This window comes from Caulobacter sp. SLTY, assembly GCF_009905535.1.
Lineage (GTDB): Bacteria > Pseudomonadota > Alphaproteobacteria > Caulobacterales > Caulobacteraceae > Caulobacter.
The window spans coordinates 17,572-43,108 of sequence record NZ_JAAALA010000022.1 but is presented as its reverse complement, the minus strand read 5'-3'; the positions used below and the strand labels follow the sequence as shown (position 1 = coordinate 43,108).

At 67.8% G+C, this 25,537-nt stretch carries 24 protein-coding genes and 1 other RNA gene; 21 read left to right on the top strand and 4 right to left on the bottom strand.

Annotated features, from left to right (window positions below; translation table 11 throughout):
- Positions 1-138: 138 nt before the first annotated feature.
- Both GVN21_RS13545 and upp read left to right on the top strand, forming a co-directional pair.
- Positions 139-1,362, top strand: a complete 1,224-nt coding sequence (locus GVN21_RS13545; protein ID WP_166575289.1) for a DUF1688 family protein — start codon at positions 139-141, stop codon at positions 1,360-1,362.
- Positions 1,362-2,000: a uracil phosphoribosyltransferase gene (gene upp, locus GVN21_RS13540; RefSeq protein ID WP_166575288.1), complete on the top strand. Its 639-nt coding sequence runs from the start codon at positions 1,362-1,364 to the stop codon at positions 1,998-2,000. The genes GVN21_RS13545 and upp overlap by 1 nt, the downstream gene beginning before the upstream one ends.
- Before the next feature lie 159 nt (positions 2,001-2,159).
- On the opposite strand, the gene GVN21_RS13535 is transcribed toward upp, so the two are convergent.
- A complete protein-coding gene (locus tag GVN21_RS13535; protein WP_166575287.1) occupies positions 2,160-3,242 on the bottom strand; it encodes a hypothetical protein in 1,083 nt (360 codons plus the stop codon).
- 36 nt (positions 3,243-3,278) lie between these two features.
- Complete coding sequence (locus tag GVN21_RS13530) at positions 3,279-4,388, bottom strand: hypothetical protein (protein ID WP_166575286.1); 1,110 nt, start codon at positions 4,386-4,388, stop codon at positions 3,279-3,281.
- Positions 4,389-4,652: 264 nt separating this feature from the next.
- Between GVN21_RS13530 and GVN21_RS13525 the strand changes: the two genes are divergently transcribed.
- The 7 genes from GVN21_RS13525 to GVN21_RS13495 all read left to right on the top strand — a co-directional run bounded on the left by GVN21_RS13525 (position 4,653) and on the right by GVN21_RS13495 (position 12,451).
- Positions 4,653-6,059, top strand: a complete 1,407-nt coding sequence (locus GVN21_RS13525) for a L,D-transpeptidase family protein (RefSeq protein WP_240902934.1) — start codon at positions 4,653-4,655, stop codon at positions 6,057-6,059.
- A complete protein-coding gene (locus tag GVN21_RS13520; protein WP_166575284.1) occupies positions 6,056-6,682 on the top strand; it encodes a DUF882 domain-containing protein in 627 nt (208 codons plus the stop codon). Before GVN21_RS13525 ends, GVN21_RS13520 begins: the two co-directional genes overlap by 4 nt.
- Before the next feature lie 11 nt (positions 6,683-6,693).
- A complete protein-coding gene (locus GVN21_RS13515; protein WP_166575283.1) occupies positions 6,694-7,026 on the top strand; it encodes a hypothetical protein in 333 nt (110 codons plus the stop codon).
- Between the two features lie 206 nt (positions 7,027-7,232).
- Positions 7,233-9,008: an FAD-dependent oxidoreductase gene (locus GVN21_RS13510; protein WP_166575282.1), complete on the top strand. Its 1,776-nt coding sequence runs from the start codon at positions 7,233-7,235 to the stop codon at positions 9,006-9,008.
- Positions 9,008-10,831: a 2-oxoacid:acceptor oxidoreductase subunit alpha gene (locus GVN21_RS13505; protein ID WP_240902933.1), complete on the top strand. Its 1,824-nt coding sequence runs from the start codon at positions 9,008-9,010 to the stop codon at positions 10,829-10,831. Before GVN21_RS13510 ends, GVN21_RS13505 begins: the two co-directional genes overlap by 1 nt.
- Positions 10,828-11,883, top strand: coding sequence for a 2-oxoacid:ferredoxin oxidoreductase subunit beta (locus tag GVN21_RS13500; RefSeq protein ID WP_166575280.1), 1,056 nt, complete (start codon positions 10,828-10,830; stop codon positions 11,881-11,883). The genes GVN21_RS13505 and GVN21_RS13500 overlap by 4 nt, the downstream gene beginning before the upstream one ends.
- A 91-nt stretch (positions 11,884-11,974) precedes the next feature.
- Complete coding sequence (locus GVN21_RS13495) at positions 11,975-12,451, top strand: hypothetical protein (RefSeq protein WP_166575279.1); 477 nt, start codon at positions 11,975-11,977, stop codon at positions 12,449-12,451.
- On the opposite strand, the gene GVN21_RS13490 is transcribed toward GVN21_RS13495, so the two are convergent.
- On the bottom strand, positions 12,448-12,990 hold the full coding sequence (locus GVN21_RS13490; protein WP_166575278.1) for a DUF1697 domain-containing protein: 543 nt from the start codon (positions 12,988-12,990) through the stop codon (positions 12,448-12,450). The genes GVN21_RS13495 and GVN21_RS13490 overlap by 4 nt on opposite strands.
- Positions 12,991-13,126: 136 nt before the next feature.
- Between GVN21_RS13490 and GVN21_RS13485 the strand changes: the two genes are divergently transcribed.
- Positions 13,127-15,043 carry an NAD(P)/FAD-dependent oxidoreductase gene (locus GVN21_RS13485; RefSeq protein WP_166575277.1) on the top strand — a complete coding sequence of 639 codons (1,917 nt, stop codon included), beginning with the start codon at positions 13,127-13,129 and terminating at the stop codon, positions 15,041-15,043.
- A 236-nt stretch (positions 15,044-15,279) separates the two neighbouring features.
- Entirely contained in the window at positions 15,280-15,720 is a 441-nt protein-coding gene (locus tag GVN21_RS13480) for an MAPEG family protein (RefSeq protein WP_205690085.1), read from the top strand.
- A 185-nt stretch (positions 15,721-15,905) separates the two neighbouring features.
- Here GVN21_RS13480 and nudC read toward each other — a convergent pair whose 3' ends face one another.
- Positions 15,906-16,832 (bottom strand): NAD(+) diphosphatase, encoded by a 927-nt coding sequence (gene nudC / locus GVN21_RS13475; RefSeq protein ID WP_166575276.1) that lies wholly within the window; start codon positions 16,830-16,832, stop codon positions 15,906-15,908.
- Between the two features lie 78 nt (positions 16,833-16,910).
- Between nudC and ffs the strand changes: the two genes are divergently transcribed.
- The 10 genes from ffs to GVN21_RS13425 all read left to right on the top strand — a co-directional run bounded on the left by ffs (position 16,911) and on the right by GVN21_RS13425 (position 25,498).
- Positions 16,911-17,009: signal recognition particle sRNA small type (ffs, locus tag GVN21_RS13470), an RNA gene on the top strand.
- A 227-nt stretch (positions 17,010-17,236) separates the two neighbouring features.
- Complete coding sequence (locus GVN21_RS13465; protein WP_166575275.1) at positions 17,237-19,069, top strand: DNA polymerase III subunit gamma/tau; 1,833 nt, start codon at positions 17,237-17,239, stop codon at positions 19,067-19,069.
- A gap of 25 nt (positions 19,070-19,094) precedes the next feature.
- Positions 19,095-19,901, top strand: coding sequence for an SDR family oxidoreductase (locus GVN21_RS13460; RefSeq protein ID WP_166575274.1), 807 nt, complete (start codon positions 19,095-19,097; stop codon positions 19,899-19,901).
- A complete protein-coding gene (locus GVN21_RS13455) occupies positions 19,898-20,221 on the top strand; it encodes a YbaB/EbfC family nucleoid-associated protein (protein WP_166575273.1) in 324 nt (107 codons plus the stop codon). The genes GVN21_RS13460 and GVN21_RS13455 overlap by 4 nt, the downstream gene beginning before the upstream one ends.
- The gene (gene recR, locus GVN21_RS13450) at positions 20,222-20,824 is read left to right on the top strand and encodes a recombination mediator RecR (RefSeq protein WP_166575272.1); all 603 of its coding nucleotides are present in this window, start codon (positions 20,222-20,224) and stop codon (positions 20,822-20,824) included.
- Positions 20,825-21,016: 192 nt separating this feature from the next.
- Positions 21,017-22,285, top strand: a complete 1,269-nt coding sequence (rmuC, locus tag GVN21_RS13445) for a DNA recombination protein RmuC (protein WP_166575271.1) — start codon at positions 21,017-21,019, stop codon at positions 22,283-22,285.
- Positions 22,286-22,342: 57 nt separating this feature from the next.
- Positions 22,343-22,864, top strand: coding sequence for a peptide deformylase (gene def, locus GVN21_RS13440; RefSeq protein ID WP_166575270.1), 522 nt, complete (start codon positions 22,343-22,345; stop codon positions 22,862-22,864).
- Positions 22,865-22,944: 80 nt separating this feature from the next.
- Positions 22,945-23,874, top strand: a complete 930-nt coding sequence (gene msrP / locus GVN21_RS13435; protein ID WP_166575269.1) for a protein-methionine-sulfoxide reductase catalytic subunit MsrP — start codon at positions 22,945-22,947, stop codon at positions 23,872-23,874.
- The gene (gene msrQ / locus GVN21_RS13430; RefSeq protein ID WP_166575268.1) at positions 23,874-24,479 is read left to right on the top strand and encodes a protein-methionine-sulfoxide reductase heme-binding subunit MsrQ; all 606 of its coding nucleotides are present in this window, start codon (positions 23,874-23,876) and stop codon (positions 24,477-24,479) included. Before msrP ends, msrQ begins: the two co-directional genes overlap by 1 nt.
- 56 nt (positions 24,480-24,535) lie before the next feature.
- Positions 24,536-25,498, top strand: coding sequence for a zinc-binding alcohol dehydrogenase family protein (locus GVN21_RS13425; RefSeq protein WP_166575267.1), 963 nt, complete (start codon positions 24,536-24,538; stop codon positions 25,496-25,498).
- Positions 25,499-25,537 lie beyond the last annotated feature (39 nt).

The following is a 25,537-nucleotide window of genomic DNA, read 5'->3' as shown; positions in this document are numbered from 1 at the left end:
CCCGCGAGGGAGAAGGTTTACGAACGCCAACCGTCAAACACCGTAAACCCTCCCCCTACCCCCTCCCTCAGGAAGGGGGGCGCTAAGATGCCCAATCAACTGAGATCACCCGACCCCATGGGCAGGGAAGACGTGAACATGACCGACACCGAAGCCGCCCTCTCCCTCCTCAACGCCGCCGCGGTCCGTCAACGCGCCCATGAGATGCTGGCCCTGGCCATCGACGGCGACCTCTCAGACTGGCGGGTCGATCTGACCCAGCTGGAGCCGGTCGCCGACCGGGTCACCGCCGTCATCCGCAGCCAGTATCCATCGCTGCAGGTGCCGTTCCACGCGCGCTGGCGCCACTTCGTGGTCGGCGGCCGGGACCTGTGGGCCGAGCTGGCCGGCCGCAACGACTGGGTCGACGCCGCGCACAGGGGTCGGGCCGCCTTCGACCTGGCGATCACCTCAGTGCTCCTCGACGCCGGCGCCGGGCCGGCCTGGCGCTATAGCGACGCGGCTACCGGCACGATCACCAGCCGCTCGGAAGGGCTGGCCGTGGCGTCCCTGCGGCTGTTCGAATCCGGCGCCTTCTCGACCTGCCCCGACCCCTTGCGCGCCGACAATCTGTCGGCCCTGACCACCAAGACTCTTGCCAAGGGCTTCCAGGTCAGCGACGCCAACCCGTTGCTCGGCCTCGACGGCCGCGCCGATCTGCTGCGGCGCCTCGGCGACCAGTGCGCCGCCCGGCCCGACCTGTTCGGCGCCAAGGACAGCCCCCGCCCCGGCGGCCTGTTCGACGCCCTGGCGGCGCGGGCGACCGACGGGCGGCTGCCGGCGCCGGTGATCCTTGAAGTGCTTCTGGAAGCGCTGGGGCCGATCTGGCGCAATCGCCTGACCCTGGGCGGTGTCGACCTGGGCGACACCTGGCGACATCCGGCGATGCGGCGGGACGATCCGACGGACAACCTGGTTCCCATCCACAAGCTCAGCCAGTGGCTGGCCTACAGCCTGATCGAGCCGCTGCTGGACGCCGGGATCGAGGTGTTCGACATCGATGGCCTCACGGGTCTGGCCGAATACCGCAACGGCGGCCTGTTCATGGACGGGGGTGTGCTGGTGCTGAAGGACCCCAGCCAGCAGCCGCTGAGCCAGGACGTCTCCCGCCCCCTGATCGTCGGCTGGCGCAGCCTGACCGTCGCCCTGCTCGACCGCATCGCCCCGATGGTGCGCGCGCGGCTGGGGGTGGCCGAGGCCGACTTCCCTCTTGCGCGGGTGCTGGAGGGCGGCACCTGGGCGACGGGCCGGATTTTGGCCCGTGAGCTGCGAGACGATGGCGGCCCGCCCCTGCAGATCGTCAGCGATGGGACGGTATTCTGATGTACGACCGCCGCACCGTCACCGTGGTCGACCATCCCCTGGTGCAGCACAAGCTGACCCGGCTGCGCGACCGCCAGACCTCGACCAAGACCTTCCGCGAGCTCATGCGCGAGCTCAGCACTCTGCTTTGCTACGAGGTCACCCGCGACCTGGAGCTTGAGCAGCACGCCATCGAGACGCCGTTGGAGGCCATGGAGGCCCCGCAGATCGCCGGCAAGAAGCTGGTCTTCGCCCCGATCCTGCGGGCCGGCGAGGGCATGCTGGAAGGGATGCTGAACCTGGTCCCCAGCGCCCGGGTGGCCCACATCGGCCTGTATCGCGACCCGACCACCATGGTGGCCGTGGAATACTATCTGAAGGTCCCCGAGACGCTGGCCGAACGGGAGGTGATCGTCATCAATCCCCTGCTGGCCACCGGCGGCACCGCCTGCGCGGCCGTCGAGCGCCTGAAGGAACAGGGGGCCCGGGATCTGCGGTTCGTCTGCATCCTCGCCTGCCCCGAAGGGCTCGGGCGGCTGCAGGGCGAGCACCCGGACGTGCAGGTCTGGTGCGCCGGGGTGGACCGGGGACTGGACGCTCGGGGCTTCATCGTGCCGGGCATCGGCGATGCGGGCGACCGACTGTACGGGACGCGCTAGCTCCCCCTCCCCCACACCCCGTCATCCTCGCACTTGTTGCGAGGACCCATGATCACGGACCCGTGCGGTGAGGATCACGACGGGGCCTACGCCAAACGCCTGCGCGTATGGGTCCTCGCAACAAGTGCGAGGATGACGGAAGGGGGGGGGTAGCGGCGCCTACAGCCGCCAGACGTTGACGCATCCCCCAGCGATCGCCGCCAGGTGCAGCCGCCCGTCGATGGTCGCGGCGATCAGGGTCGGCTTGCCGCCGGCGGCGCGGCCGTCGCAGGTCGGGGCGGGGATGCTGACGTCGACCGGTGCGCCGCCGGGCGCCACCCGCACCACGCGGTCGTCCTGAACCAGCAGCAGCTCGGCGCCGTCATAGGCCACGGAGGAAATCGTGCCGGGCGGCAGGTCGCCCAGCGCTTTGGCCTTCAGGGTTTCGCCGACCAGTTCGATACGGCCGATCCGGTGGGTCCCGGCCTGCTTGCCGCTGACGAACCAGACCGGGCCGCGCGGAGTGACGGCCGAGGCGATGATCTCGGTGGTGAAGGGGGTGAAGGCCTCCGGCAGGCAGACCGAGGGCCCGGGCGCGACCTTCAAGGCCGCATCGATGCGGGTCAGGGAGAAGCCGGCCCGGCGGCCGCACTCGCCCTCCTCGGCCAGCCGGGTGAGCAGGCTCCAGCCGCCGCTGCCGTCGGCCATCATCTGCGAGGGGCCGACCTCGGCGGGACCGCCCGGCCAATCGGCCACCTGCGCCTCGCGCAGGTAGGTACCCGGCTTGTAGCGGACCAAGCGATAGCCCGGTGTCTCGACGAACGGCGGCGCCTTGGCCCAGACCAGCATGGTCAGGGAGCCGTCGGCGTTCTCGGTCGCCGCCACAGGCCAAGCGGCGTTGTGCAGCACCTTGCTGTGCTCGGAAATCGGCAAGGCGGCGTCGAGATCGCCCAGCACCATCCTGCCCCGCCGCTGGGGCTCCATGAAGCCGCCGGTCTTGGGCTTCTCCACCGCCAGCAGCCAGCGGCCGCCGGTCTGGGCCGGTGTGACCCAGCCCTGTTTGGCCCAACTGACTACGGTCCGGTCGCCCTCCAGCGGGACCATCCCCTCCTCGCCGATCAGCGCCAGGCCGCCGGCCGTGCGCACCAGCCGCCCCTCGGCCTTGCCGGAGACCTGTTTGGCCAGCACCCGCTCGGGCTCGGCGGCCAAGGACGATGTCGCCAGGCCGGCCACGGCCAGAGCGGCGAGGATGGTCTTGAGCATGGGGCGCCTCCTGACCCTACTATGGAGGCGAAGCGGCTACAGCCGCCAGATGTTTAGGCAGGTTCCGTCCGGTTCGCGCGCCGCCAGAGTGGCGTGGGCGACGCCGTCGATGGTGTCGAGGTGCAGGATGGCGTTCTTCCCGGGCGGTCCGTCGCAGCCGGCGTGAGTCAGCGCGAACTCATCGGCCGCCCCGTCCGGCGCCACGCGATAGAGGCTCCAGCCGTCGATACGGTCGCGGGCCAGGTAGACCGTCCCGTCGGCGGCGACCGCGAACGGCGGGCGATAGAAGCCGCCGCGCCCGCCCGTGGTCCCCAGCAAGGCTTTCAGCGACGGGCCGGCGGGGCCTTCGGTCACCTGAAACAGACGGATCGACCAGGAGTCACGCGCGCTGACGAACCAGTCGCCATGAGCGCCGGCCTCAATGCTGACCCGCCCCAATTTGCTGGGCAGGCAGAGGTATTGCCGCCGGACGATCTTCAGGTCGGCGCCGATGGTGGTCAGCACCACGCCATCGACGCCCTTGCCGCACGCCTCGCCGGCCTTTCCATGGCTATCCAGCAGCGACAGCATCCGCCAGGAGCCGTCCGGGCGGGCCGACAGGGTGGCGTCGCCCATCGAGCCGATACGCCAGTCCTGGCTGGCGACCACGCCCTCGGTCGGCGACCACAGGACCATGCGGTGACCCCGCCCCTGGACCAGCGGCAGGCCCTTGGTCCACAGCACCACGCCGAGCCGGCCGCCCGCCTGCTCCGTCGCCGACAGCGGCCAGCCAACGGCCTGTACGGCTTTCGCCGGGCGGCCAGTGATCCGACGGGCGGGGTCGAGGGACCGGACAACGATGCGGCCACGCATCTGGGGATCGAAATAGCCGCCATGGCCCGCTTCGTCCGCGGCCAGTATCCAGCGCGGCGCCGCGACCAACACGCCCCTCCCCTCGCCGAGGTCGATGTCCTCGCCGCCTTCCAGCGCCTGCAGACCCCACGGCCCGGCCCAGCCCAGCCCCTGGCTGGTGCGGACCAGGCTGCCCCAGTGAGTCACCGGCTTGAACGCCACCTTGGCCGACAGCTCATGCCGGGGCTCGGCCGCCCGGCCTGGACCCGCCAGGAGCGCCATGGCCACGCCCAGGATCACCGCTATCGACCGCATTCCATGCCCCCCCAACTCCGATGCGCCCATCTCTATGAGCGAATATGGCCATCCTTGGCCCCCAGGGAACCGCCTGAACCGTTGCCGGAACGCCGCGGTCATCCGAACATTGTCTTCAGGGGCTCGCCTGACAGGAGTCAGGATGGCGCCTTGTTTGGGAACGTGCGTTAACCTTCGGGGCGAAAGCTATTCATGGGGTCTGGGTCTGTGACGACGGGGCGTAGGGTCGGAGCGGTCGCGTTTGCGTTGATGGGCGTGTTGGGCATGGCGGCCCTGGGGCCGGCCTCTGCCCAGCCGCAGCCCTATCGGCCCGGAGGTCCTGCGACGTCCGCGGCTACGGCGATCAATCCCACCCCCGAACAGGCCGCGCAGTTGCGCCGCGCGCTCGACAACGCCCAAGTCCACGGTTTTCCGGTCGGCGCCTTCACCCCGCGGGGAAATGACAACGCCGCCCTAGTGGCCGCCACCCTGCGCTATGCCAAGGCCGTGCGGACCGGCCGGCTGCCGACCTCGGGCTTCCGCCAGGACTGGGGGCTGCGGCCGGGCGCCTATGATCCGGCGCCGGGCCTGGCCCAGGCGGTGGCAAGCAATAGGGTGCAGGCCTGGCTGAACAGCCTGGCGCCGCCCTACACCGGCTATCAGACCCTGCAGAAGGGACTGGTCCAGTACCGCGAGATTCGCGATCGGGGCGGCTGGAGCCCCCTGGCCAATGTCGACCTGAAGCCCGGCGCCACCGGTCCAGCCGTCGAGGCCCTGCGCGAACGCCTGGCCATGGAAGACCCGGCTGTGCCGGAAGTGACCCGCGTGGCCCCGGCCGGCGCCCCCGCCGGCGCGGCCCGCACCATTGCCGTCTATGACGAGGCCATGGCCGAGGCCGTGAGCCGGGCCCAGCGGCGGTTCGGCTATCAGCCGACCGGGGTGCTGACCGCCGGCATCCGGGCCCAGCTGAACGTGCCGGTCCAGCAGCGGATCGAACAGATCCTGGCCAATATGGAGCGCTGGCGCTGGCTACCGCAGGTGCTGCCCGAGCACCGCATCCAGGTGAACATCGCCGACGCCCGCCTGACCGTGTTCGAGGGCGACCAGCCGACCATGTCCATGCGGGCGGTGACCGGCAAACCGGGGTCTGAGACCCCGATGCTTCACTCCACCATCCACAGCATCGTGCTGAACCCGCCCTGGAACGTGCCGGCGGGGATCGCCCGCAACGAGCTGCTGCCCAAGGGTCGGGGCTATCTGGCCGCCAACGGCTTCCGCATCCTGCCGGGCGGCGGGCTGCAGCAGGCGCCGGGGCCGGGCAGCGCGCTGGGCCTGATCAAGTTCGACTTCCAGAACCCCTACGCGGTCTATCTGCACGACACCCCCAGCAAGGGCCGGTTCGCCAGCTATAGCCGGCTGGCCAGCCACGGCTGCGTGCGGCTGGAGAAGCCGCTGGCTCTGGCGCGCCACGTCCTGGCCGGCGATCCCTACTGGACGCCTGAGCAGATCGACGCGACCATCGCCGGGGGCAAGACCACCCGGGCGCAGGTGCAGCGGCCGGTGGATGTGTTCCTGCTCTACTGGACCGCTTACGTGACCAACGATGGCCAGGTGAACTTCCGCGCCGACCCCTATGGCTGGGACGGCCTGTTGATGCAGCGGATCGCTGCCGCGGGCGGGGCCGTCGCGTGACAAGCCGGCGGACCCTGCTGCGGGCCGGCGGCGGAGCGCTGGCGGCTGCGTCGTTCGGGCTGACGGCCCTGGCTCAGGAGGAGCCGCCGGGCGAGCCGCAGAGCGCCGAGGACCTCAATCTCGCCCCGACCCCGCTTCGACCGCCGCCGGATGGGCCGCGCCGGCTGAAGTTCCGCCACCTGCATACGCTCGAGGAACTAGACGTCACCTACTGGGCCGAGGGCCGGTACGTCTGGGACGGGCTGATGAGCGTCAAGAAGCTGCTGCGCGACTTCCGGTCGGGCGAGGAGCATCCGATCGATGTCCGCCTGCTCGACATCCTGTTCACCCTGCAGCAGCAGTTCGGCTCGACCGAACCCTATCGCATCATCTCCGCCTTCCGCTCGCCGGTGACCAACGCCGCCCTGCAGGATCGCAGCGCGCAGGCCAACGGCAAGAGCGAGGTCGCCACCAAGTCCATGCATATGGAAGGCAAGGCGATGGATGTGCGGCTCAACGACGTGGCGCTGACCGCCTATCGCGACGCCGCCCTGGCGTTGAAGGGCGGCGGCGTCGGCTGGTATCCGGACAGCGGATTTGTGCACGTAGACATTGGCCGGGTGCGAACCTGGCAAGGGACCTGAGGAAGACTGGAATGGCTGAGAAGCGTGGCGGCGGCGGTTTCTTCTGGGGGATTGTCGGCTTCCTGATCGGGGTGGCGGCGACTCTTGCGCTTCTCGCTTTCATGAGCCGGGAGACCACCCTGGGCCCTGATCCGCGCACCGCCGCCGACGAAGCGGCCGAGGACGCCCGCGAATTGCCGGCCCCCACCGTCCCGGCTCCGGAAGTCGCCGCCCCGAAGGCGGAGACCCGGGCCCCGGTTCAGCCCCGCGTCGAACGTGGGATCGATCCCTCGACGGACGACCAGCTGGTCGATGATGCGGCGTCGGCCGGCATGACCTCGCGCGCGCCGCCGCCTGAGGAATAGGCGGACCCTGCGGAAGCAAACCGGCGCGCCGCGCCAGCGGTTCGCGAATGATTCTCAAGTGACCCTGAAGGCCTTGTCCCGTACCGACTCACGGGTCTAACGTCTGTTTAACAAGGCATTCTGTGCGGGCGTAGGGCGTGGTCGCCCGGTAGCGGCTTCGTCTCACCTCCCAGACACGGGAGCGGGGGAAGAGGAGCGTTCCGCAGTTGGAACCGACGAATATCGAGTCGCCTGATTACTTTCATAAAGTGGTCGATTGCCAGTGGGCCTGTCCGGCCCATACGCCGGTGCCCGAATACATCCGGATGATCGCCCAGGGCCGGTTCGCCGACGCCTACATGGTCAACTGGAAGTCCAACGTCTTCCCGGGGATCCTGGGCCGCACCTGCGACCGCCCGTGCGAGCCGGCCTGCCGGCGCGGGCGGGTCGAGGAGGAGCCGGTCGCCATCTGCCGCCTCAAGCGCGTGGCCGCCGACAACAAGGGCGAGCTGAACGGGCGCATGCCCAAGCCCGCCGAAGCCTGGAACGGCAAGACGGTGGCCTGCGTCGGGGCCGGCCCGGCCAGCCTGACGGTCGCCCGCGATCTGGCCCCGCTCGGCTACAGGGTCGTGGTCATCGACCGCGACGCCAAGGGCGGCGGCATGATCCGCAGCCAGATCCCCCGCTTCCGCCTGCCCGAGGAGGTGATCGACGAAGAGGTCGGCTACATCACCGCCATGGGGCCGGAGCTGGTGCTGAACCGGGAAGTCACCAGCCTCAAGGGCCTGCTGGCCGAGCCCTATGACGCCATCTTCGTCGGCACCGGCGCGCCGCGCGGCCGCGATCTGGACGTGCCCGGCCGGGCCGAGGCCGCCGCCAACATCCATATCGGCATCGACTGGCTCTCATCCGTATCCTTCGGCCATATCGAGAAGATCGGCCGGCGGGTGATCGTGCTGGGCGGCGGCAACACCGCCATGGACTGCTGCCGCACCTCGCGGCGGCTGGGCGGCGAGGACGTCAAGGTCATCGTCCGCAGCGGCTTCGACGAGATGAAGGCCTCTCCCTGGGAGAAGGAGGACGCGATGCACGAAGGCATCCCCATCCTCAACTTCCTGGTCCCCAAGAGCTTTACCCACGAGGCTGGAAAGCTGACCGGCGTCTGGTTCGAGAAGGTCGGCTGGCAGACTGGCGAGGATGGCCGCAGGTCGCTGAAGCCCACCGGCGAGCCGGACCAGCATTTCGAATGCGACGACGTGCTGGTCGCCATCGGCCAGGAAAACAGCTTCCCCTGGATCGAGCGCGAGGTCCTCGACTTCGACAAATGGGGCATGCCGGTGGTCGGCGAGACCACCTTCCAGTCGTCCAACCCCAAGGTCTTCTTCGGCGGCGACGCCGCCTTCGGCCCCAAGAACATTATCTGGGCGGTGGCCCAGGGCCATGAGGCGGCGGTCAGCATCGACCTCTACTGCCGCGGCCAGGACGTCGGCCTTCGGCCGCCGCCGGGGGTGACCCTGGCCAGCCAGAAGATGGGCATCCACGAGTGGAGCTATGACAACGACATCTCGCTCGACGAGCGCAAGAAGGTGCCGTTACTGGAAACCACCCTGGCCCTGTCCTCGGTGAAGGCCGAAGTCGAGCTCGGCTTCGACATGGCCCTGGCCTATGCCGAAACCCAGCGCTGCCTCAACTGCGACGTCCAGACGGTGTTCAGCGCCCCGGCCTGTATCGAATGCGACGCCTGCGTCGATATCTGCCCCACCGACTGCATCACCTTCACGGCCAATGCCGACGAGCCGGACCTGCGCGCCAGCCTCAAGGCCCCGGCCCTAAACCTGACCCAGGACCTCTATGTCTCCACCGCCCTGCCGACCGGCCGGGTGATGGTGAAGGACGAGGACGTCTGCCTCCACTGCGGCCTCTGCGCCGAACGTTGCCCGACCGGCGCCTGGGACATGCAGAAGTTCCTGCTCAACACCACGCAAGCGGGGGGATGCCGCTAATGCCCATCACCGCTGTGAATGATTTCGTGGTGAAGTTTGCCAACGTCAACGGCTCGGGCTCGGCCAGCGCCAACGGCCTGTTCGTCAAGTCGATCCTGCGCATGGGGGTGGCCGTCGCCGCCCGCAACATCTTCCCCTCCAACATCCAGGGCCTGCCGACCTGGTACGAGGTGCGGATCAGCGGTGAGGGGTGGCTGGGCCGCCGGGGCGGGGTGGATCTGATGGTCGCCATGAACCCCCAGACCTGGGACCGGGATCTCGCCGAAATCGAGCCCGGCGGCTACCTGTTCTACGACTCCACCCGGCCGATGCCGCCGGAGCGCTTCCGCAACGACATCACGGTCATCGGCGCCCCGCTCCAGCGAATCTGCAACACCGCCTACAGCGACCCGCGCCAACGCCAGCTGTTCAAGAACATCATCTACATCGGGGTGCTGACCTATCTGCTGGGCATCGAGAACGAGGTCATCGAGACCCTGCTGGCCGAGCAGTTCGCCAAGAAGCCCAAGTTGATCCCGGCCAACATCGAGGCCTTCCACATGGGCGTCGAGTACGCCCGCGAGAACCTCAAGCCGCTGGGGCTGCAGGTGCAGCGCGCAGACGCCGTCGGCGACCGGATCTTCGTCGAGGGCAACGCCGCCGCCGCCCTGGGCGCCGTTTACGGCGGGGCCACCGTCTGCGCCTGGTACCCAATCACCCCCTCGACCAGCCTGGCCGAGGCCTTCACCGACTGGTGCGAGCAGCTGCGGGTCGACCCGGTCACCGAGGAGGCCAAATACGCCATCGTCCAGGCCGAGGATGAGATCGCCTCGATCGGCATGGTGGTCGGCGCCGGCTGGAACGGCGCCCGCGCCTTCACCTGCACCTCCGGCCCCGGCATCAGCCTGATGCAGGAGTTCATCGGGCTCAGCTACTTCGCCGAGATTCCGGCGGTGATCTTCGACGTCCAGCGCGGCGGCCCCTCCACCGGCATGCCGACCCGCACCCAGCAGTCGGACATCCTCAGCGCCGCCTACGCCAGCCATGGCGACACCAAGCATGTCCTGCTGCTGCCCCGCGATCCGGGCGAATGCTTCGAGTTCGGCGCCCAGGCCTTCGACCTCGCCGACCGGCTGCAGACCACGGTCTTCGTCATGCTCGATCTCGACATGGGCATGAACGAGTGGCTGACCGAACCCTTCCAATGGGATGACGCCAAGCAGCTCGACCGCGGCAAGGTGATGACCGCTGAGATGCTGGAGGCGGGTCGCGACTTCGGCCGCTACCTCGATGTGGACGGCGATGGGGTGCCGTTCCGCACCTATCCCGGCACCCACGCCAGCAAAGGCGCCTACTTCACCCGAGGCACCAGCCGCGACCGCTACGCCCGCTACAGCGAGGAGGGCGCGGTCTATGTCGACAACATGGAACGGCTGCTGAAGAAGTTCGAGACGGCCAAGTCCCTGGTCCCCGCCCCCATCGAGGCCAGGGCCAGCAGGCCCACCCGCTTCGGCGTCATCCACTACGGCTCCACCGGCCCGGCCATGGATGAGGCGATGGCGGCGCTGGAGGCCAAGGGCCTTTATGTCGACGCTTTGCGCATCCGCGCCTTCCCCTTTCCCGGCGAGGTGTTCGACTTCATCGAGCGCCATGACTTGGTGTTCGTCATCGAACAGAACCGCGACGCCCAGCTGCGCACCTTGCTGATGACCGAGGGCGGGGTCGATCCGGCCCGGCTGGTCAAGATCCTGCACTATGAGGGGGCGCCGATTACCGCCCGCTTCATCACCAAGGAAATCTCGGCCCTGATGGGCGCGCCCGTTCAGAGCGAGATGGCCCAATGACCTACATCGCCAAGCCGAAATTCGCCCACCCCTCGTTGCAGCCCAACGCCGTCGGCTACACCCGCCGCGACTATGAGGGCCGGGTCTCCACCCTCTGCGCCGGCTGCGGCCACGACAGCATCAGCGCCGCCATTGTCCAGGCCTGTTTCGAGCTGGACCTTGAGCCCCACCGCCTGGCCAAGCTCAGCGGAATCGGCTGCTCGTCCAAGACCCCCGACTACTTCCTGGGGGCCAGCCACGGGTTCAATACCGTACACGGACGAATGCCCTCGGTGCTGACCGGCGCCAACCTGGCCAACCGCTCCCTGGTCTATCTGGGTGTCAGCGGCGACGGCGATTCCGCCTCCATCGGTCTGGGACAATTCGCCCATTCGATCCGGCGCGGGGTCAACATGACCTACATCGTCGAAAACAACGGGGTGTACGGCCTGACCAAGGGCCAGTTCAGCGCCACCTCCGACAAGGGCAGCAAGTCCAAGAAGGGCGTGGTCAACCACGACAGCGCCATCGACATGGTCAGCCTGGCCCTGCAGCTGGGCGCCACCTTCGTCGCCCGCAGCTTCAGCGGCGACAAGGCCCAGCTGGTCCCCCTGATCAAGGCCGCGCTTCGGCATAAGGGCGCCGCCTTCATCGACACCATCAGCCCCTGCATCGCCTTCAACAACCACGCCGGCAGCACCAAGAGCTTCGACTGGGTCCGCGAGCACAATGAGGCGGTCAACCGGCTGGACGTGATGATCGGCCGCTCGCCGATCACCGCCGACTACGCCGCCGGCGACACCGTCCGGGTCGAGCAGCACGACGGCACGGTCCTGACCCTGCGCAAGCTGGCCGCCGACTACGATCCCACCGACCGCATCCGCGCCATGGGCTTCCTGCAGGAACGCCAGGCGGCCGGCGAGGTGGTCACCGGCCTGCTGTACGTCGACCCGGAAGCCGAAGACCTGCACGATGCGCTGGGCACCACCAGGACGCCGCTCAACGAACTAAACACGGCCGACCTGACCCCCGGCTCGGCGGCGTTGTCTGGCATCAACGCGAGTTTGCGGTAACGTCCACCACGCTTGGAGTTTATCTATGGGAGGCCAAACACTAAGCGCTAGCGGGCCAAACCAGGTAGTGATCCACCGGGATGCACTATCATTGGCGGCGACGAAGGCCTTGCATAAGCTCGTAAATATCGAACCGTCAACTGTAGTCAATCTTGAGATATACGACAACTATCCCAATAAGATTGATCATGTGCCATTTGGCAAAATATGTGGATATAGACTTCCTGACGTAGATTGGGGAGGATTGATTCACTATCACCACGAAGAACGTTTTGATGATCCAGAATTCGGCAAAGGTTTTTTCATGGACATTGCAAGCACCTCACTCGAAAGGTTAAGCATTTTCGTTTTGGAACTATCAATACTTTGTTCGGCGACACATATGCTTGGCGGGATCAAAATATATGACTACGAAGGATCATTGAGCGATCTAGAGGGAATAGATATCAACGAACTTTATAGTCTGAAGACAAGGGAACTTTTGGATTTCGAGTCTGCGGCACAAGAATTCGTGCAAAATTTACCTTTGAAGCTCAGGCTTGATCTCCCGCCCAGCTCCAAACCTTAGGTCTCCGCCATCTCCGCCAGCTTGAGCACCGTGTTCCAGTTCCGCGCCGTACCCCTCGCTCCGAGCCGCTTCTCGATCGCCGCCCCGGCCAGCTTTGATTTCCCAGCCCCCTCCGGGAAGCAGATATAGAGCGCTCGGCCGACCAGCTTCATCTCCTCTCCCAGCGTGGCGATGGCTTCGACTTCGGTCAGCCGCTTAGGGTCCGGATCGGTCTTGAACACCGTCACCAGGTACTTGCTGGGTGACGCCTTGGCGAAGTCGGGAAACGGGCTGGCCGCGATCATCGCCATCCATTCGGCCGGCGTCCGCAGGATCCAGTCGGTCTTGAGCCCGAGTGTCTCGGCCGACGCCGCCTCCAACTGGGCGGAGATCGCATCGGTCGTCCGCCCGTCCCCCGTGAACACCAGATTGCCGCTGGCGATGTAGCTGGCAACATCGGCGAATCCCTCGTCGGTCACGAACTGCCTCAGACGCCCGATCGGCACGGCGTTGTGTCCGCCCAGGTTCATGGCCCTGAGCACGGCGATGATCTTTCCCATGCCGACAGCCTAGTCCTCGCATCCGCCTGTTCAAACCTTCGCGCGGCGCCCCGACGTCACGCTTTCCCCCGCCACGGTAAAGCCTACAGTGGTCCCGAAGAGCGCCCGCGAGAGGCGCCGCGAGGAGACTTGAGCCATGGACGGCGAAACCGCGCCCGCCACCCCCTTCGCCCTGACCGGCGAAGACCTCGACGCCGCCCTGGCCGAGGCCCACATCCCCAGCCTGATGGTCGCCCTGGTCCACCTGACCGGCAACACCGACCACCTGACCGAGGCCCGCAGGCCGGTCTATGAGGTGCTGGGGGACGGCCAGGGTGGCATCTCCGAGGCCGACACGAAGGCTATCCGGGATCTCGCCAAACAGGCCCTGGCCGACCTCGCCGCCGGCAAGCCCCTGCCCCCGCCGCCGACCGCGGCCCAGGTCCGGTTCATGATGGACTTCGTGGCCGGCGCAGAAATCCCCGAACGCTACGGCCCGATGCTGATGGAACAACTCGGCCTCGACGGGACCGACGCCGACCGTCCGGTCTGGACGCCGCAGGAGAAGGCGGCTGGGGCCAAGCTGAAGGTGATCATCATCGGGGCCGGCATGTCGGGCCTGCTCACCGCCATCCGGCTGAGTCAGGCGGGGGTGGGCTACACCATCCTCGACAAGAACCCGGATGTCGGCGGCACCTGGCTGGAGAACAGCTATCCCGGCTGCCGGGTCGACACCCCCAACCACCTCTATTCGCTCAGCTTCGAGCCCAACCACGACTGGCCCCAGCGCTATTCGACCCAGGACGTGCTGCTGGGGTACTTCCAGCGACTGGCCGACAAATGGGGCCTGCGCGAACACATCCAGTTTGGGGCCGAGGTGGAGGAAGCCCGCTTCGACGAAGGGTCTGCGAGCTGGACCGTGACCACCAAGGACGGCCGGTCCTTCACCGGCAACGCGGTGATCAGCGCTGTAGGCCAGCTGAACCAGCCCAACTTCCCCAACATTCCCGGCCGCGAGCTGTTCGAGGGGCCGAACTTCCACTCAGCCCGTTGGGACCATTCGGTCGACCTGAAGGGTAAGAAGGTCGCGGTCATCGGCACTGGCGCCAGCGCCTTCCAGTTCGTGCCCAAGATCGCCCCGGAGGCCGGCCAGGTCACCGTCTTCCAGCGCTCCCCGCCCTGGCTGGCCCCGACCGAGGACTATCACGAGACCGTCGGCGAGGGGAAAAAGGGCCTGCTGGAGCACGTGCCCTTCTACGACAAATGGTACCGCTTCTACCTGTTCTGGACGATGACCGACGGGGTCTATGAGGCGGTGAAGGCAGACCCCGCCTGGAACGGCCCGCAGGGGACGATCAGCGAGGCCAGCGCGGGCCTGCGCGAACTGCTGGTCATGAAGATCGGCGAACAGACCGGCGGGGACGAGAAACTTTTCGAGGCTGTGACGCCGCAATATCCCTTCGGCGGCAAGCGCGCCCTGCGCGACAACGGCGTCTGGATCGAGGCTCTGCGCCGGCCGAACGTCAACCTGGTCACCCAGCCGGTAACCGCCGTCACCAAGGGCGGGGTGGTCACCGCCGACGGCGCAGAACACCCTTGCGACGTTCTGATTTATGGCACCGGCTTCAAGGCCAGCCAGTTCCTCACCCCGATGAAGGTGGTCGGCAAGGGCGGGGTGTCGCTGCACGACGCCTGGGACGGCGACGCCCGGGCATATCTCGGCATGACCACGCCCGGTTTCCCGAACTTCTTCATGCTCTACGGCCCCAACACCAACATCGTGGTCAACGGCTCGATCATCTTCTTTTCGGAAGCCTCGGTCCGCTACATCGTCGAGGCCCTGCGGCTGATGGTCGACGAGGGCGCCAAGACCCTGGAGGTCAAGGCGGACGTCCACGACGCCTTCAACGCCAAGGTCGACGAGGCCAACGCCCAGATGGCCTGGGGCGTCGAAGGGGTGTCCAGCTGGTACAAGAACGCCAAGGGCCGGGTCAGCCAGAACTGGCCCTTCCCGCTGGTGGACTATTGGGAAGCGACGCGGGCGCCGAATCGCGGGGATTTCGAGCTGAATTAACCAGCACCGTCATCCCGGCCGGAAGCCCGAAGGGCTGGAGAGCCGGGACCCAGGGGTGCGTGAACTTGCTATCGGACGCAGCGTTGCGGCCCGCGCCCTGTCACTCCTGGGTCCCGGATCGCCCCTGCGGGTCGTCCGGGATGACGGGTGTGGTGGTGCTTCCGCTACGACACGCTTTCAAAGACCGCCGTTTCAGTTAGCGTCCCCTACCAAGACTCATCGCTTGGGAGGGCGAGATGACGTTCCAGGGACAATCCGTGTTCGAATCCGTGCTGGCGCCGGCGCTGGTGCTGGTGATCTGGTCGCTGCTGGTCTGGGTGTGGATGTACGCCACCCGGCTGCCGGCCATTGGCAAGGCAGGGCTGAAGCCCGACGACGCCCGCTTCCCGGGCAGCCTCGACGTGCTGCCGGACGGCGCCCGGCAGGTGGCCAACAACTACAACCACCTGATGGAGCAGCCGACGATCTTCTACGCGCTGGCGGTCATCACCTATCTGGTCGGGGCCCAGTCGCCGTTTACCGCCGCCCTGGCCTGGGCCTATGTGGGGATCCGGATCCTCCACAGCCTGGTGCAGAACACCATCAACCGGGTGGCGATCCGTTTCCTGCTGTTCAGCCTGTCGACCATCGCCCTGACGGTCTGGGCCGGCTGTCTGGCGCTGGAGACATTCGCCTAGACCTTCGCTCTCCGCCCCCGCGAGGGGGCAGAGGACGGTTCGGAGCGTGAGCGACGGACCAGGAGGCGGGGCAGCGCCGGCGGTTGGGGTTAGCCTTGAACCGGCGGTGCCCCCCCCTCGGCTTGGCTCGCTTGCAGCGCTCGCCAAGGCCACTCCCCCATCTGCGATGGGGGAGAGCGAAGCGCCTAATCCTCTTCGTTCGCCCAGCTCTTGAGCAGCTGGTGAGCAATGGCCAGCGGCGGGGGGCAGAACAGGCCCTCCAGCTCGCCGGCCAGCAGCTTGCGGGCCTCCTCGCGGGTGAACCAACGCACGGCCTCCAGCTCGGTCTGGTCGGGCGTGGCCTCGTCGCTGTCGACCTCGGCGATCAGCCCGATCATCAGCGAATTGGGATACGGCCAGGGCTGGGTGGAGTGGTAGCGCACCGACACCGCGTTGAGCCCGGCCTCTTCCTTCAGCTCGCGGGCGCAGCATTCCTCGATGCTCTCGCCGGGCTCCAGGAAGCCGGCCAGGGCCGAGAACATCCCCTTTGGCCAGATCGCCTGGCGACCCATCAGGCAGCGGCCGTTGTGCGTGGCCAGCATGATCGACACCGGGTCGGTGCGCGGGAAATGCTCGGCCTTGCAGGCCGGGCAGACCCGCTTCCAGCCGCCGTCCTGGGGCGCGCTCGGCTCGCCGCAGTTGGCGCAGTGGCGATGCTTGCGCCGCCACTCGAACATCCCCTTGGCGGTGGCGGCGATCGCCGCCTCCGTGCCCGGCAGCGCCATGGCCAGGCTGCGCAGATCCTGGAACCGGCCCAGCCCCTGCAGCGGCCCCTCGGCCGGATCGGCCCCGCCCTCGATGTCGAGGGCGAACACCGCGGTCTCCTTCCACAGCCCCATGAACAGCAGCCGCTCCCAGCCGCCGCTCAGCTCCTGGGCCATGTCGGCGGGGATGTAGGAGAGTTGGACCTTGCCGTCCTTGGTCTCGACCAACGGCTGGCCGTTCCACAGCGCCACGGCCAGGGAATCCCCCGCCTCCAGCTTTGCGTCCATCCAGGCGGCGTCGGGCCGCCGTTCGCTGGCCCGATCGAGGGGATTGCCGGTGAAGACGTTGGCGATGGCGGAAAGAGGCATGGCGCTGTTCTGCCACCGAGGCCGAGCCCGCGACAAGGAAGACCTTGCGTCAGCGACCTTCCATCGCGATATAGGCCTCGGAGATCGGCGATGGGCGGAGTCCTCGCCAACCTGGTCAGGGCCGGAAGGCAGCAGCCACAACGAGATTTGCTCCGGGTCGTTGTCCGGTCTCCACCTTCCCTTGGGGACCGGTACCTGTCCCCGATCAGCGCCGCCGATCGATCCAGGCGCGCTTCAGCCGCCTCTCCCGAACACCCGCATCTCGGTGAGACCAACTCTCCGCGCCATACTGGGGACAGGTACGCCGCTGTGCGGCGAACCAGTCCCCACCTTTCGGCATCGACGTCGGGGGACTAGAGTGGGCCTGACTGAGATTCCCCTTCCGTTCGTCATCCCGAGCCTCGATGTCCGACACAGCACCGCCCTGGGATGAAGATGAGCCCCGCGACGAGGCCCCGGAGCGCGATCCCGACACCGTGGACATCTTCGGCGATCCCGATCCCTCGCCTCAGCCTGCGATGCCGGAGCCGCCCCCACCGGCCCCGGATCTGGCCGAAATGCCGGCCTATACCGTGCTGGCCCGCAAGTACCGGCCGCGCACCTTCGAGGACCTGATCGGCCAGGAGGCGATGGTGCGCACCCTCACCAACGCCTTCGCCACCGGCCGCATCGCCCACGCCTTCATGCTCACCGGGGTGCGGGGGGTGGGCAAGACCACCACTGCCCGCCTGCTGGCCCAGGCGCTGAACTACGAGAGCGACACCGTCCACCAGCCCTCGATGGACCTGTCCGTCGACGGCGTTCATTCGGCCGCCATCCGCGAGGGCCGGCACATGGACGTGCTGGAGCTCGACGCCGCCAGCCGCACCAAGGTCGATGAGATGCGCGAGCTGCTCGACGGGGTGCGCTATTCGCCGGTCGAGGCCCGCTACAAGGTCTATGTCATCGACGAAGTGCACATGCTGTCGACGGCGGCGTTCAACGCCCTCTTGAAGACGCTGGAAGAGCCGCCGCCGCACGCCAAGTTCATCTTCGCCACGACCGAAATCCGCAAGGTGCCGGTGACCATCCTGTCCCGCTGCCAGCGTTTCGACCTGCGCCGGGTCGAGCCGGACGTTCTGGCCCGGCATTTCGAGCGCATCTGCGAAAAGGAAGGCGCCAAGGTCGAGGCCGAGGGCCTGGCGCTGATCAGCCGCGCGGCCGAGGGCAGCGTGCGCGATGGCCTCTCCCTGCTCGACCAAGCCATCGTCCAGACCGAGCCTGGCCAGGTGGTGCCGACCAAGATCGTGCAGGACATGCTCGGTCTGGCGGACCGGTCGCAGACCATCGAGCTGTTCGAACAGGTCATGCGCGGGGAGACCGGCGCCGCCATCCACACCTTCCGGACCCTCTGGGGCTTCGGGGCCGATCCGGTCCAGGTCGTGCTCGACCTCCTTGAGCACAGCCATCAGGCCGCGGTATCGAAGGCGCTCGGTCCGGACGCCCTGACCCTGCCCAAGGAGCAGGCCCAGCGGATCGCCGCCGTCGGCGCATTGGCCTCGGCAGGCAGCCTGTCGCGCCTGTGGCAGATGCTGCTCAAGGCCCATGACGAGGTCCGCCGGGCGCCAGACCCCAGCGCCGCCGTCGAGATGGCGCTGATCCGCCTGACCTACGCCGCCGACCTGCCCGGCCCCGAGGAGGCGCTGAAGGCCCTGCGCGACGGCGAGCCGATCGGCGGTGGCCCGTCGGGCGGCGGCGGACAGGTAGCGGCCGGCGGCGGGGCGGTGGCCCAGGCCCGCTTCGCCCAGCCGGTCATGCAGGCTGCGCCGCAAGCCGAAACCGTCACCCTGGCCAGCTTCGACGACGTGCTGGCCCTGATCGAGAAGAAGCGCGACATGCGCCTCAAGCTCGACGTCGACGGCTATGTGCGGCTGGTCAGCTTCCGTCCTGGCGCCATCGTTTTCGAACCGGCTCCCGGCACGCCGAAGGACCTGGCCCAACGCCTTGTCGCCCGGCTGAAGGAATGGACCGGCCAGCCCTGGCTGGTCGCGGCCGAGGGCGGCGGTGGGGCGGAGACCGCGTGGGAACGCCAGAAGCGCGAACAACGCGAGGCGCGGGCCGAGATCGAAGCCGACCCCTTCGTCCGCTCGGTGCTGGACGCCTTCCCCGGCGCCGAAATCCTGGCGGTGAAGTCCCTTGCCATTCCGCAAGGGGAAGCCGCTAGCGATCCTCCGGTGGAACCGGACGACGAGGACTGATCCTCCGGACACAGGGAGAGACGCCATGACCACCGCCAACGGCCGCAAATCCATCTTCATCACCGGCGCCGCCAGCGGCATGGGCCTGGAAACCGCCCGGCTGTTCTCCAAGGAGGGCTGGTTCGTCGGCGGGGTCGACGTGAACGCGGCGGGCCTCGATGCCCTCAAGGCCGAGCTGGGCGAGGCCAACATCCTGACCTGGGTGCTCGACGTCACTGACCGGGACGCATACGCCGCCGTGCTGGACGCCTTCGCCAAGGCCACCGACGGCAAGCTGGACCTTCTGTTCAACAACGCCGGCATCGGCCGGGGCGGACCGTTTATCGACCAGCCGTGGCAGGACGTCATGGATGTGGTGAACATCAACTTCGTCGCCGTGCTCAGCGGCATCCACCTGGCCGCGCCGCTGCTCAAAGCCACGCCCAACAGCCTCTGCTTCACCACCTCTTCGTCCTCGGCCATATTCGGCATTCCCAACATCGCCGTCTATTCGGCCACCAAGCATGCGGTGAAGGGGCTGACCGAGGCCCTGTCGGTTGAGCTTCGCGCCCATGGGGTGCGCGCCGCCGACACCCTGCCGGGGATGATCGACACCCCCATCCTGCCCGACGAGGCCAAGGCGACCGCCCCGACCGAGGGCATGTGGCGGCTCACACCTCCGCGAGAAGTGGCCGAAGCGGTCTGGGGCGCCTACCATTCGAACAAGATCCACTGGTATGTCCCCTCCGAACTGGAGGCCTACGACGCCATGCAGACCCAGAATCCGGAAGCCATTCGCGACCAGATGCTGACCATGGGCGGCCTCTTCAGCGAAGGAAGTGAGAAAAAATGAAAGATCTCCAGGGGCTGATGAAGCAGGCCCAGGCCATGCAGGCCAAGCTGGCCGAGGCCCAGGAGAAGGCGGCCGCCATCGAGGTCGAAGGCACCTCGGGCGGCGGCATGGTCACCGTCACCCTGCGCGGGGCCGGCGAGCTGGCCAAGGTGGTGCTGGACGAGAGCCTGATCGAGCCCGGCGAGGGCGAGGTCATCGCCGACCTGATCATCGCCGCCCACGCCGACGCCCGCCGCAAGCTGGAGACCCAGACGGCGGAGCTGATGAAGGCCGCCGCCGGGCCGCTGGCCGGGATGAAGATTCCGGGGATGCCGTTCTAGGTGGCCTCCGTCGCCGGGCCTGAGATCGAGCGGCTGATCAGCCTGCTGGCCAAGCTGCCGGGGCTGGGTCCTCGCTCGGCCCGGCGAGCGGCGCTGACCCTGCTCAAGCGTCGCGACCAGCTACTGGGGCCGCTCGCGTTGGCCCTGGCCGAGGCGCAGGCCCATGTGAAGACCTGCAGCGTCTGCGGCAACCTCGACACCCGCGATCCCTGCGGCCTCTGCGCCGACACCCTGCGCGATCGCACCCTGATCTGTGTGGTCGAGGAGGTGGGCAGCGTCTGGGCCATGGAGCGGGCCGGGGCCTTCCGTGGCCGTTATCACGTGCTCGGCGGCCTTCTCTCGGCCCTGGACGGGGTTGGCCCGGACAATCTGCGGATCAACGAGCTGACCGAGCGGGTTACCGAAGACGAGATTCGCGAGGTGATCCTCGCCCTCCCCGCCACGGTCGACGGCCAGACCACCGCCCACTACATCGCCGAGCGGCTGAGCAATCTCGATGTCTCGGTGACCATGCTGGCGCGTGGCGTCCCCGTCGGCGGCGACCTCGACTGGCTCGACGACGGCACGATCGCGCAGGCCATGCGGGCCCGGCGACCGGCTTAGCGCGCTCTTTGGGGGACCGGTTGCGCGCAAGCGCTACCTGTCCCCGATCAGCGCCCGGATTAATACCATCAGCACTCCAGACGTCTGGATCGCGGAAGCGTCCGCCTCCTCCGCAAATCGGGGACAGGTAGCGCTCTGCGAGCGCAACCGGTCCCCCTACCGCACCGCGCGCGACTCCGCTAAGAACCAACCATGAACGCCGCCACGCTCGCCCTGGTCATCGCCGCAGCCTTTGCGCTGCTGGCCATTGTCGCCCTCGCCTGGGCCCTGATGGAGCGTCGGCGGGCGACCGCGGCCGAGGCCAAGGCCTGGTCGCTGCAGGAGCAGTTCACCCTCGCGGACGCCCGGGCGCGCAGCCTGGAGGACCAGTCCGGATCGGCCGCCGCGCTGCTGAAAGCCCAGGCCGAGCAGCAGGCCGGCGCCGTCGCCGAAGCGCTGCTCAAGCGCACCGAGGAAACCTTCCGCAATCGCGAGCTGATGGCCCAGCAAAGGCTGGAGGCCCAGCTCAAGCCGGTCGCCGACACCCTGGCCAAGTTCGAGGCCCAGGTCACCGCCGCCGAGCAGAAGCGCGCCGAGGACCAGGGCGGCCTCAAGCAACAGATCGCCGCCCTGATGGAGGCCTCCGTCGCCACCCAGGCCGAGGCCCGCAAGCTGTCCACGGCGCTTCGCCGGGGCGCCGGCGTGCAGGGCCGATGGGGCGAGCAGACCCTGCGCAACGTGCTCGACGCCGCCGGCCTGACCAGCCACTACGACTTCGTCGAACAGTTCAGCCTGGAGAGCGAGGAGGGCCGCCGCCGCCCGGACGTGAAGGTCCGCATGCCGGCCGGCGCGGTGTTCGCCATCGACGCCAAATGCTCGCTCAACGCCTTCATGGAGGCGCAGGACGCCATCGACGACACGGCCCGCGAGGCCGCCCTCCACCGCCACGCCCAGAGCGTGCGGGGTCACATGCAGGGGCTTTCCGCGAAAGCCTACTGGGACCAGTTCGCCACCGAGCGCTCGCCCGACTTCGTGGCCATGTTCGTGCCCGGAGACGGCTTCCTGGCCGCCGCCCTGGACCGCATGCCCGAACTTATGACCGAGGCGATGGACAAGCGCGTCCTGCTGGTCACCCCCACCACTCTGTTCGCCCTCTGCAAGGCCGTCGCCTATGGCTGGCGGGTCGAGGAACAGGCGGCCAACGCGGACAAGATCGCCAAGCTCGGCCGCGACCTCTACGCCCGGCTGTCGGTGATGGGTGGCCATGTGGTTGGGCTGGGCAAGGCGCTGGAGACCGCGTCCGCCAAGTACAACCAGTTCGTCGCCAGCCTTGAGACCCAGGTGCTGAGCCAAGCCCGCAAGTTCGAGGACCTCAAGGTCGATCACGAAGGCAAAGAGATGCCCGAGCTGCCGACGGTCGAAGGCGGCATCCGGCCATTGGCCAAGCTCAGCGTGGAGACACCCGCCCTGGAGAAGCATTGATCGCCCGCGACCAAGCCCCAGCTTGACGCTCAACTATCGAGACCCTACCTCCCCGCCATGGCCATCCGTCGCATCCTCACCGTCGACAACGCCGCCGATCTGGCGGTGCTGAAGCAGAAGTCCGTTCCCGTCGAGGCGGTCACCGACGAGACCCGCGCCCTTATGGACGACATGCTGGAGACCATGTACGCGGCCCCCGGCATCGGCCTGGCCGCCGTTCAGATCGGCGTGCCCGAGCGGATCATCGTCATGGACCTGGCCCGCGAGGGCGAGGAGCCGGCGCCGCGGTATTACGTCAATCCCGAGATCGTCCGGAAGAACGACCAGTTGGCCCCCTACGAGGAAGGCTGCCTGTCGGTGCCCGACATCTACGAGACCGTCGAGCGCCCCGACCAGGTTCACCTCCGCTACCTCGACTACAACGGCAAGCTGGTCGAGGAAGACGCCGACGGCCTCTACGCCGTCTGCATCCAGCACGAGATGGACCATCTGGAAGGCGTATTGTTCATCGACCACCTGTCGCGCCTGAAGCGCGAACGGGCCATCACCAAGGTCAAGAAGGCCGCCCGCGCGGCCTGATCCGAACACGATCCCCGCACCGGCATTTGACTCGCCTGTGATCGGCTCCACATTCAACAAGGGGCCGAGCGGAGAGACCCATGCTGATCCGGAACGCCGGCGACCTGACCGAGAACGACGTCACCCCCGAACCGATCTATCGGCGACGTCGCGAATTCATGACCGGCATTGCCGCAACCGGCATCCTGGCCGCCTGTTCGGCGCCGACCGAAGCCGCCGCCGCGCCGCTGAAGGCCGCGCCCTGGCCCTATTCGACGCCGGAACCGAAGACGTCGTTCAAGGACATCACCAGCTATAACAACTTCTACGAATTCGGCGTCGACAAGGACGATCCGGCCCGCAACGCCGGCGGATTGAAGACCCGGCCCTGGACGGTCAAGGTCGACGGCCACTGCGCCAAGCCGGGGACCTATAACCTCGAGGACGTGCTCAAGGGCCATGCCCTGCAGGAGCGCATCTATCGCCTGCGCTGCGTCGAGGGCTGGTCGATGGTCATCCCCTGGATCGGCATTCCGCTGGCCGACATCCTCAAGCGCTATCAGCCGACCGCCAAGGCCAAGTTCGTCGCCTTCGAGACCCTCAATCGGCCGTCGGAGATGCCGGGGCAACGCCGCGCGGTCCTCGAATGGCCCTATCGCGAGGGCCTTCGGCTGGATGAGGCCATGCACCCGCTGACCCTGATGGCCGTCGGCCTCTACGGCCAGACCCTGCTGAACCAGAACGGCGCGCCGATGCGGCTGGTCGTGCCCTGGAAGTACGGCTTCAAATCGATCAAATCGATCGTCCGCATTTCCTTCACCGAGACCCAGCCCCGCACCGCCTGGCAGGTCTCGGCGCCGCAGGAGTACGGCTTCTATTCCAACGTCAATCCGACCGTGGACCACCCCCGCTGGTCCCAGGCCACCGAGCGGCGGATCGGCGAGTTCAAGCGCCGCAAGACCCTGATGTTCAACGGCTACAACAGCGTGGCCTCGCTCTACCGCGGCATGGACCTGAAGAAATTCTACTGATGGCGTCCAAGACCCGGGACAACCTCGTCTACGCCCTCGTCTGGCTTGCCTGCTTCGCCCCGATCCCCTGGCTGGGCTGGAACCTGTTCAACGGCGACCTCGGCGCCAACCCAATCGAGGCCCTGATCCGGCAACTGGGCGTCTGGGGCCTGCGGTTCATCCTGATCAGCCTGGCGATCACCCCGGCGGCCCGCATCCTGCGCATGCCCCGGCTGATCCGCTTTCGCCGCACGGTCGGGCTGTTCGCCTTCGCCTATGTGCTGCTGCACTGGACCAGCTACATCGGCCTCGACCAGATCTTCGACTGGGGCGCCATCGGCAAGGACATCCTCAAGCGGCCGTTCATCACCATCGGCATGACCGCCTTCGTCCTGCTGATCCCGCTGGCGATCACCTCGACCAATGCCGCCATCCGCAAGCTTGGCCCGGTCCGCTGGCGGCGGCTGCATCGGCTGATCTACGTCATCGCCCCGCTGGGGGTGTTGCACTACTACATGCTGGTGAAGGCCGACCATCGCCCGCCGCTGATCTACGCGGCCTTCCTGGCGGTGCTGCTCGGCTGGCGGATCTGGGACTGGGCGCGAAAGGCCAACAGGAAAACTTAAGTCCCCACGCGCGGCGTGACCCGCTAGGCTCCCGGCAAACACATAGGGAGCCCGCCATGAAAGCCGCCGTCTACTACGAGAACGGTCCCCCCGACGTCCTGAGATATGAGGAGGTCCCCGACCCCGTCTGCCATCCCAAGGGCGTGATCATCCGCGTCGAGGCGATCAGCATCGAGGGCGGCGACACCCTCAACCGGTTCGGCGGGCCGCTCGTCAATCACCCTCACGTGGTCGGCTATCAGGCGGCGGGCGAGATCATCGAGGTCGGCTCCGAAGTCACCCACCTGCGCCCCGGCCAGCGCGTGGCCACGGTCGACGGCTTCGGCAGCCATGCCGAACTGCGCGCCGTGCCGGCCCGCAACTGCTGGCTGGTGCCGGACGGCTACGACATCAAACAGGCCTCGGCCATCCCGGTCACCTTCGGCACCGCCCACGACTGCCTGTTCGAGTTCGGCCGCCTGAAGGCCGGGGAAACGGTTCTGGTCCAGGCCGGCGCCAGCGGCGTGGGCCTGGCCGCCATCCAGCTGGCCAAGCGCGCCGGCGCCCGGGTGCTGGCCACCGCCTCCAGCGACGAGCGGCTGGCCAGGCTCAAGGCCTACGGCCTCGACCACGGCATCAACTACCAGGCCGAAAGCGTGCCGGACGCGGTCATGCGGCTGACGGACAAGAAGGGCGTTAACCTGGTGGTCGACAGCGTCGGCGGCGCGACCCTCAAGGGCTCGCTGGCCAGCCTCGGTTACCGCGGCCGCCTCTCCATGGTCGGCAACGCCGGGCGCGAGCCCATGGTCGTCGACGTCTCCAGCCTGATGGGCGGCAACCGCACCCTCAGCGGCGTCTTTCTCGGCGCCGAGATCATGAGCGACCGGGCCCACGACATGATCCAGACCCTGGTCGACGACTGCGCCCGCGGCGGGCTGCAGGTGGTGATCGACAAGGTGTTCCCGCTGTCCGACGCGGCGGGCGCGCACCGCTATATCGAAAGCCGGCAGGCGGTCGGGCGGGTGGTGATGGTTCCCTGAACGCTTGACCGCCGCCACGTCACCTGGCGGCCAACTGAC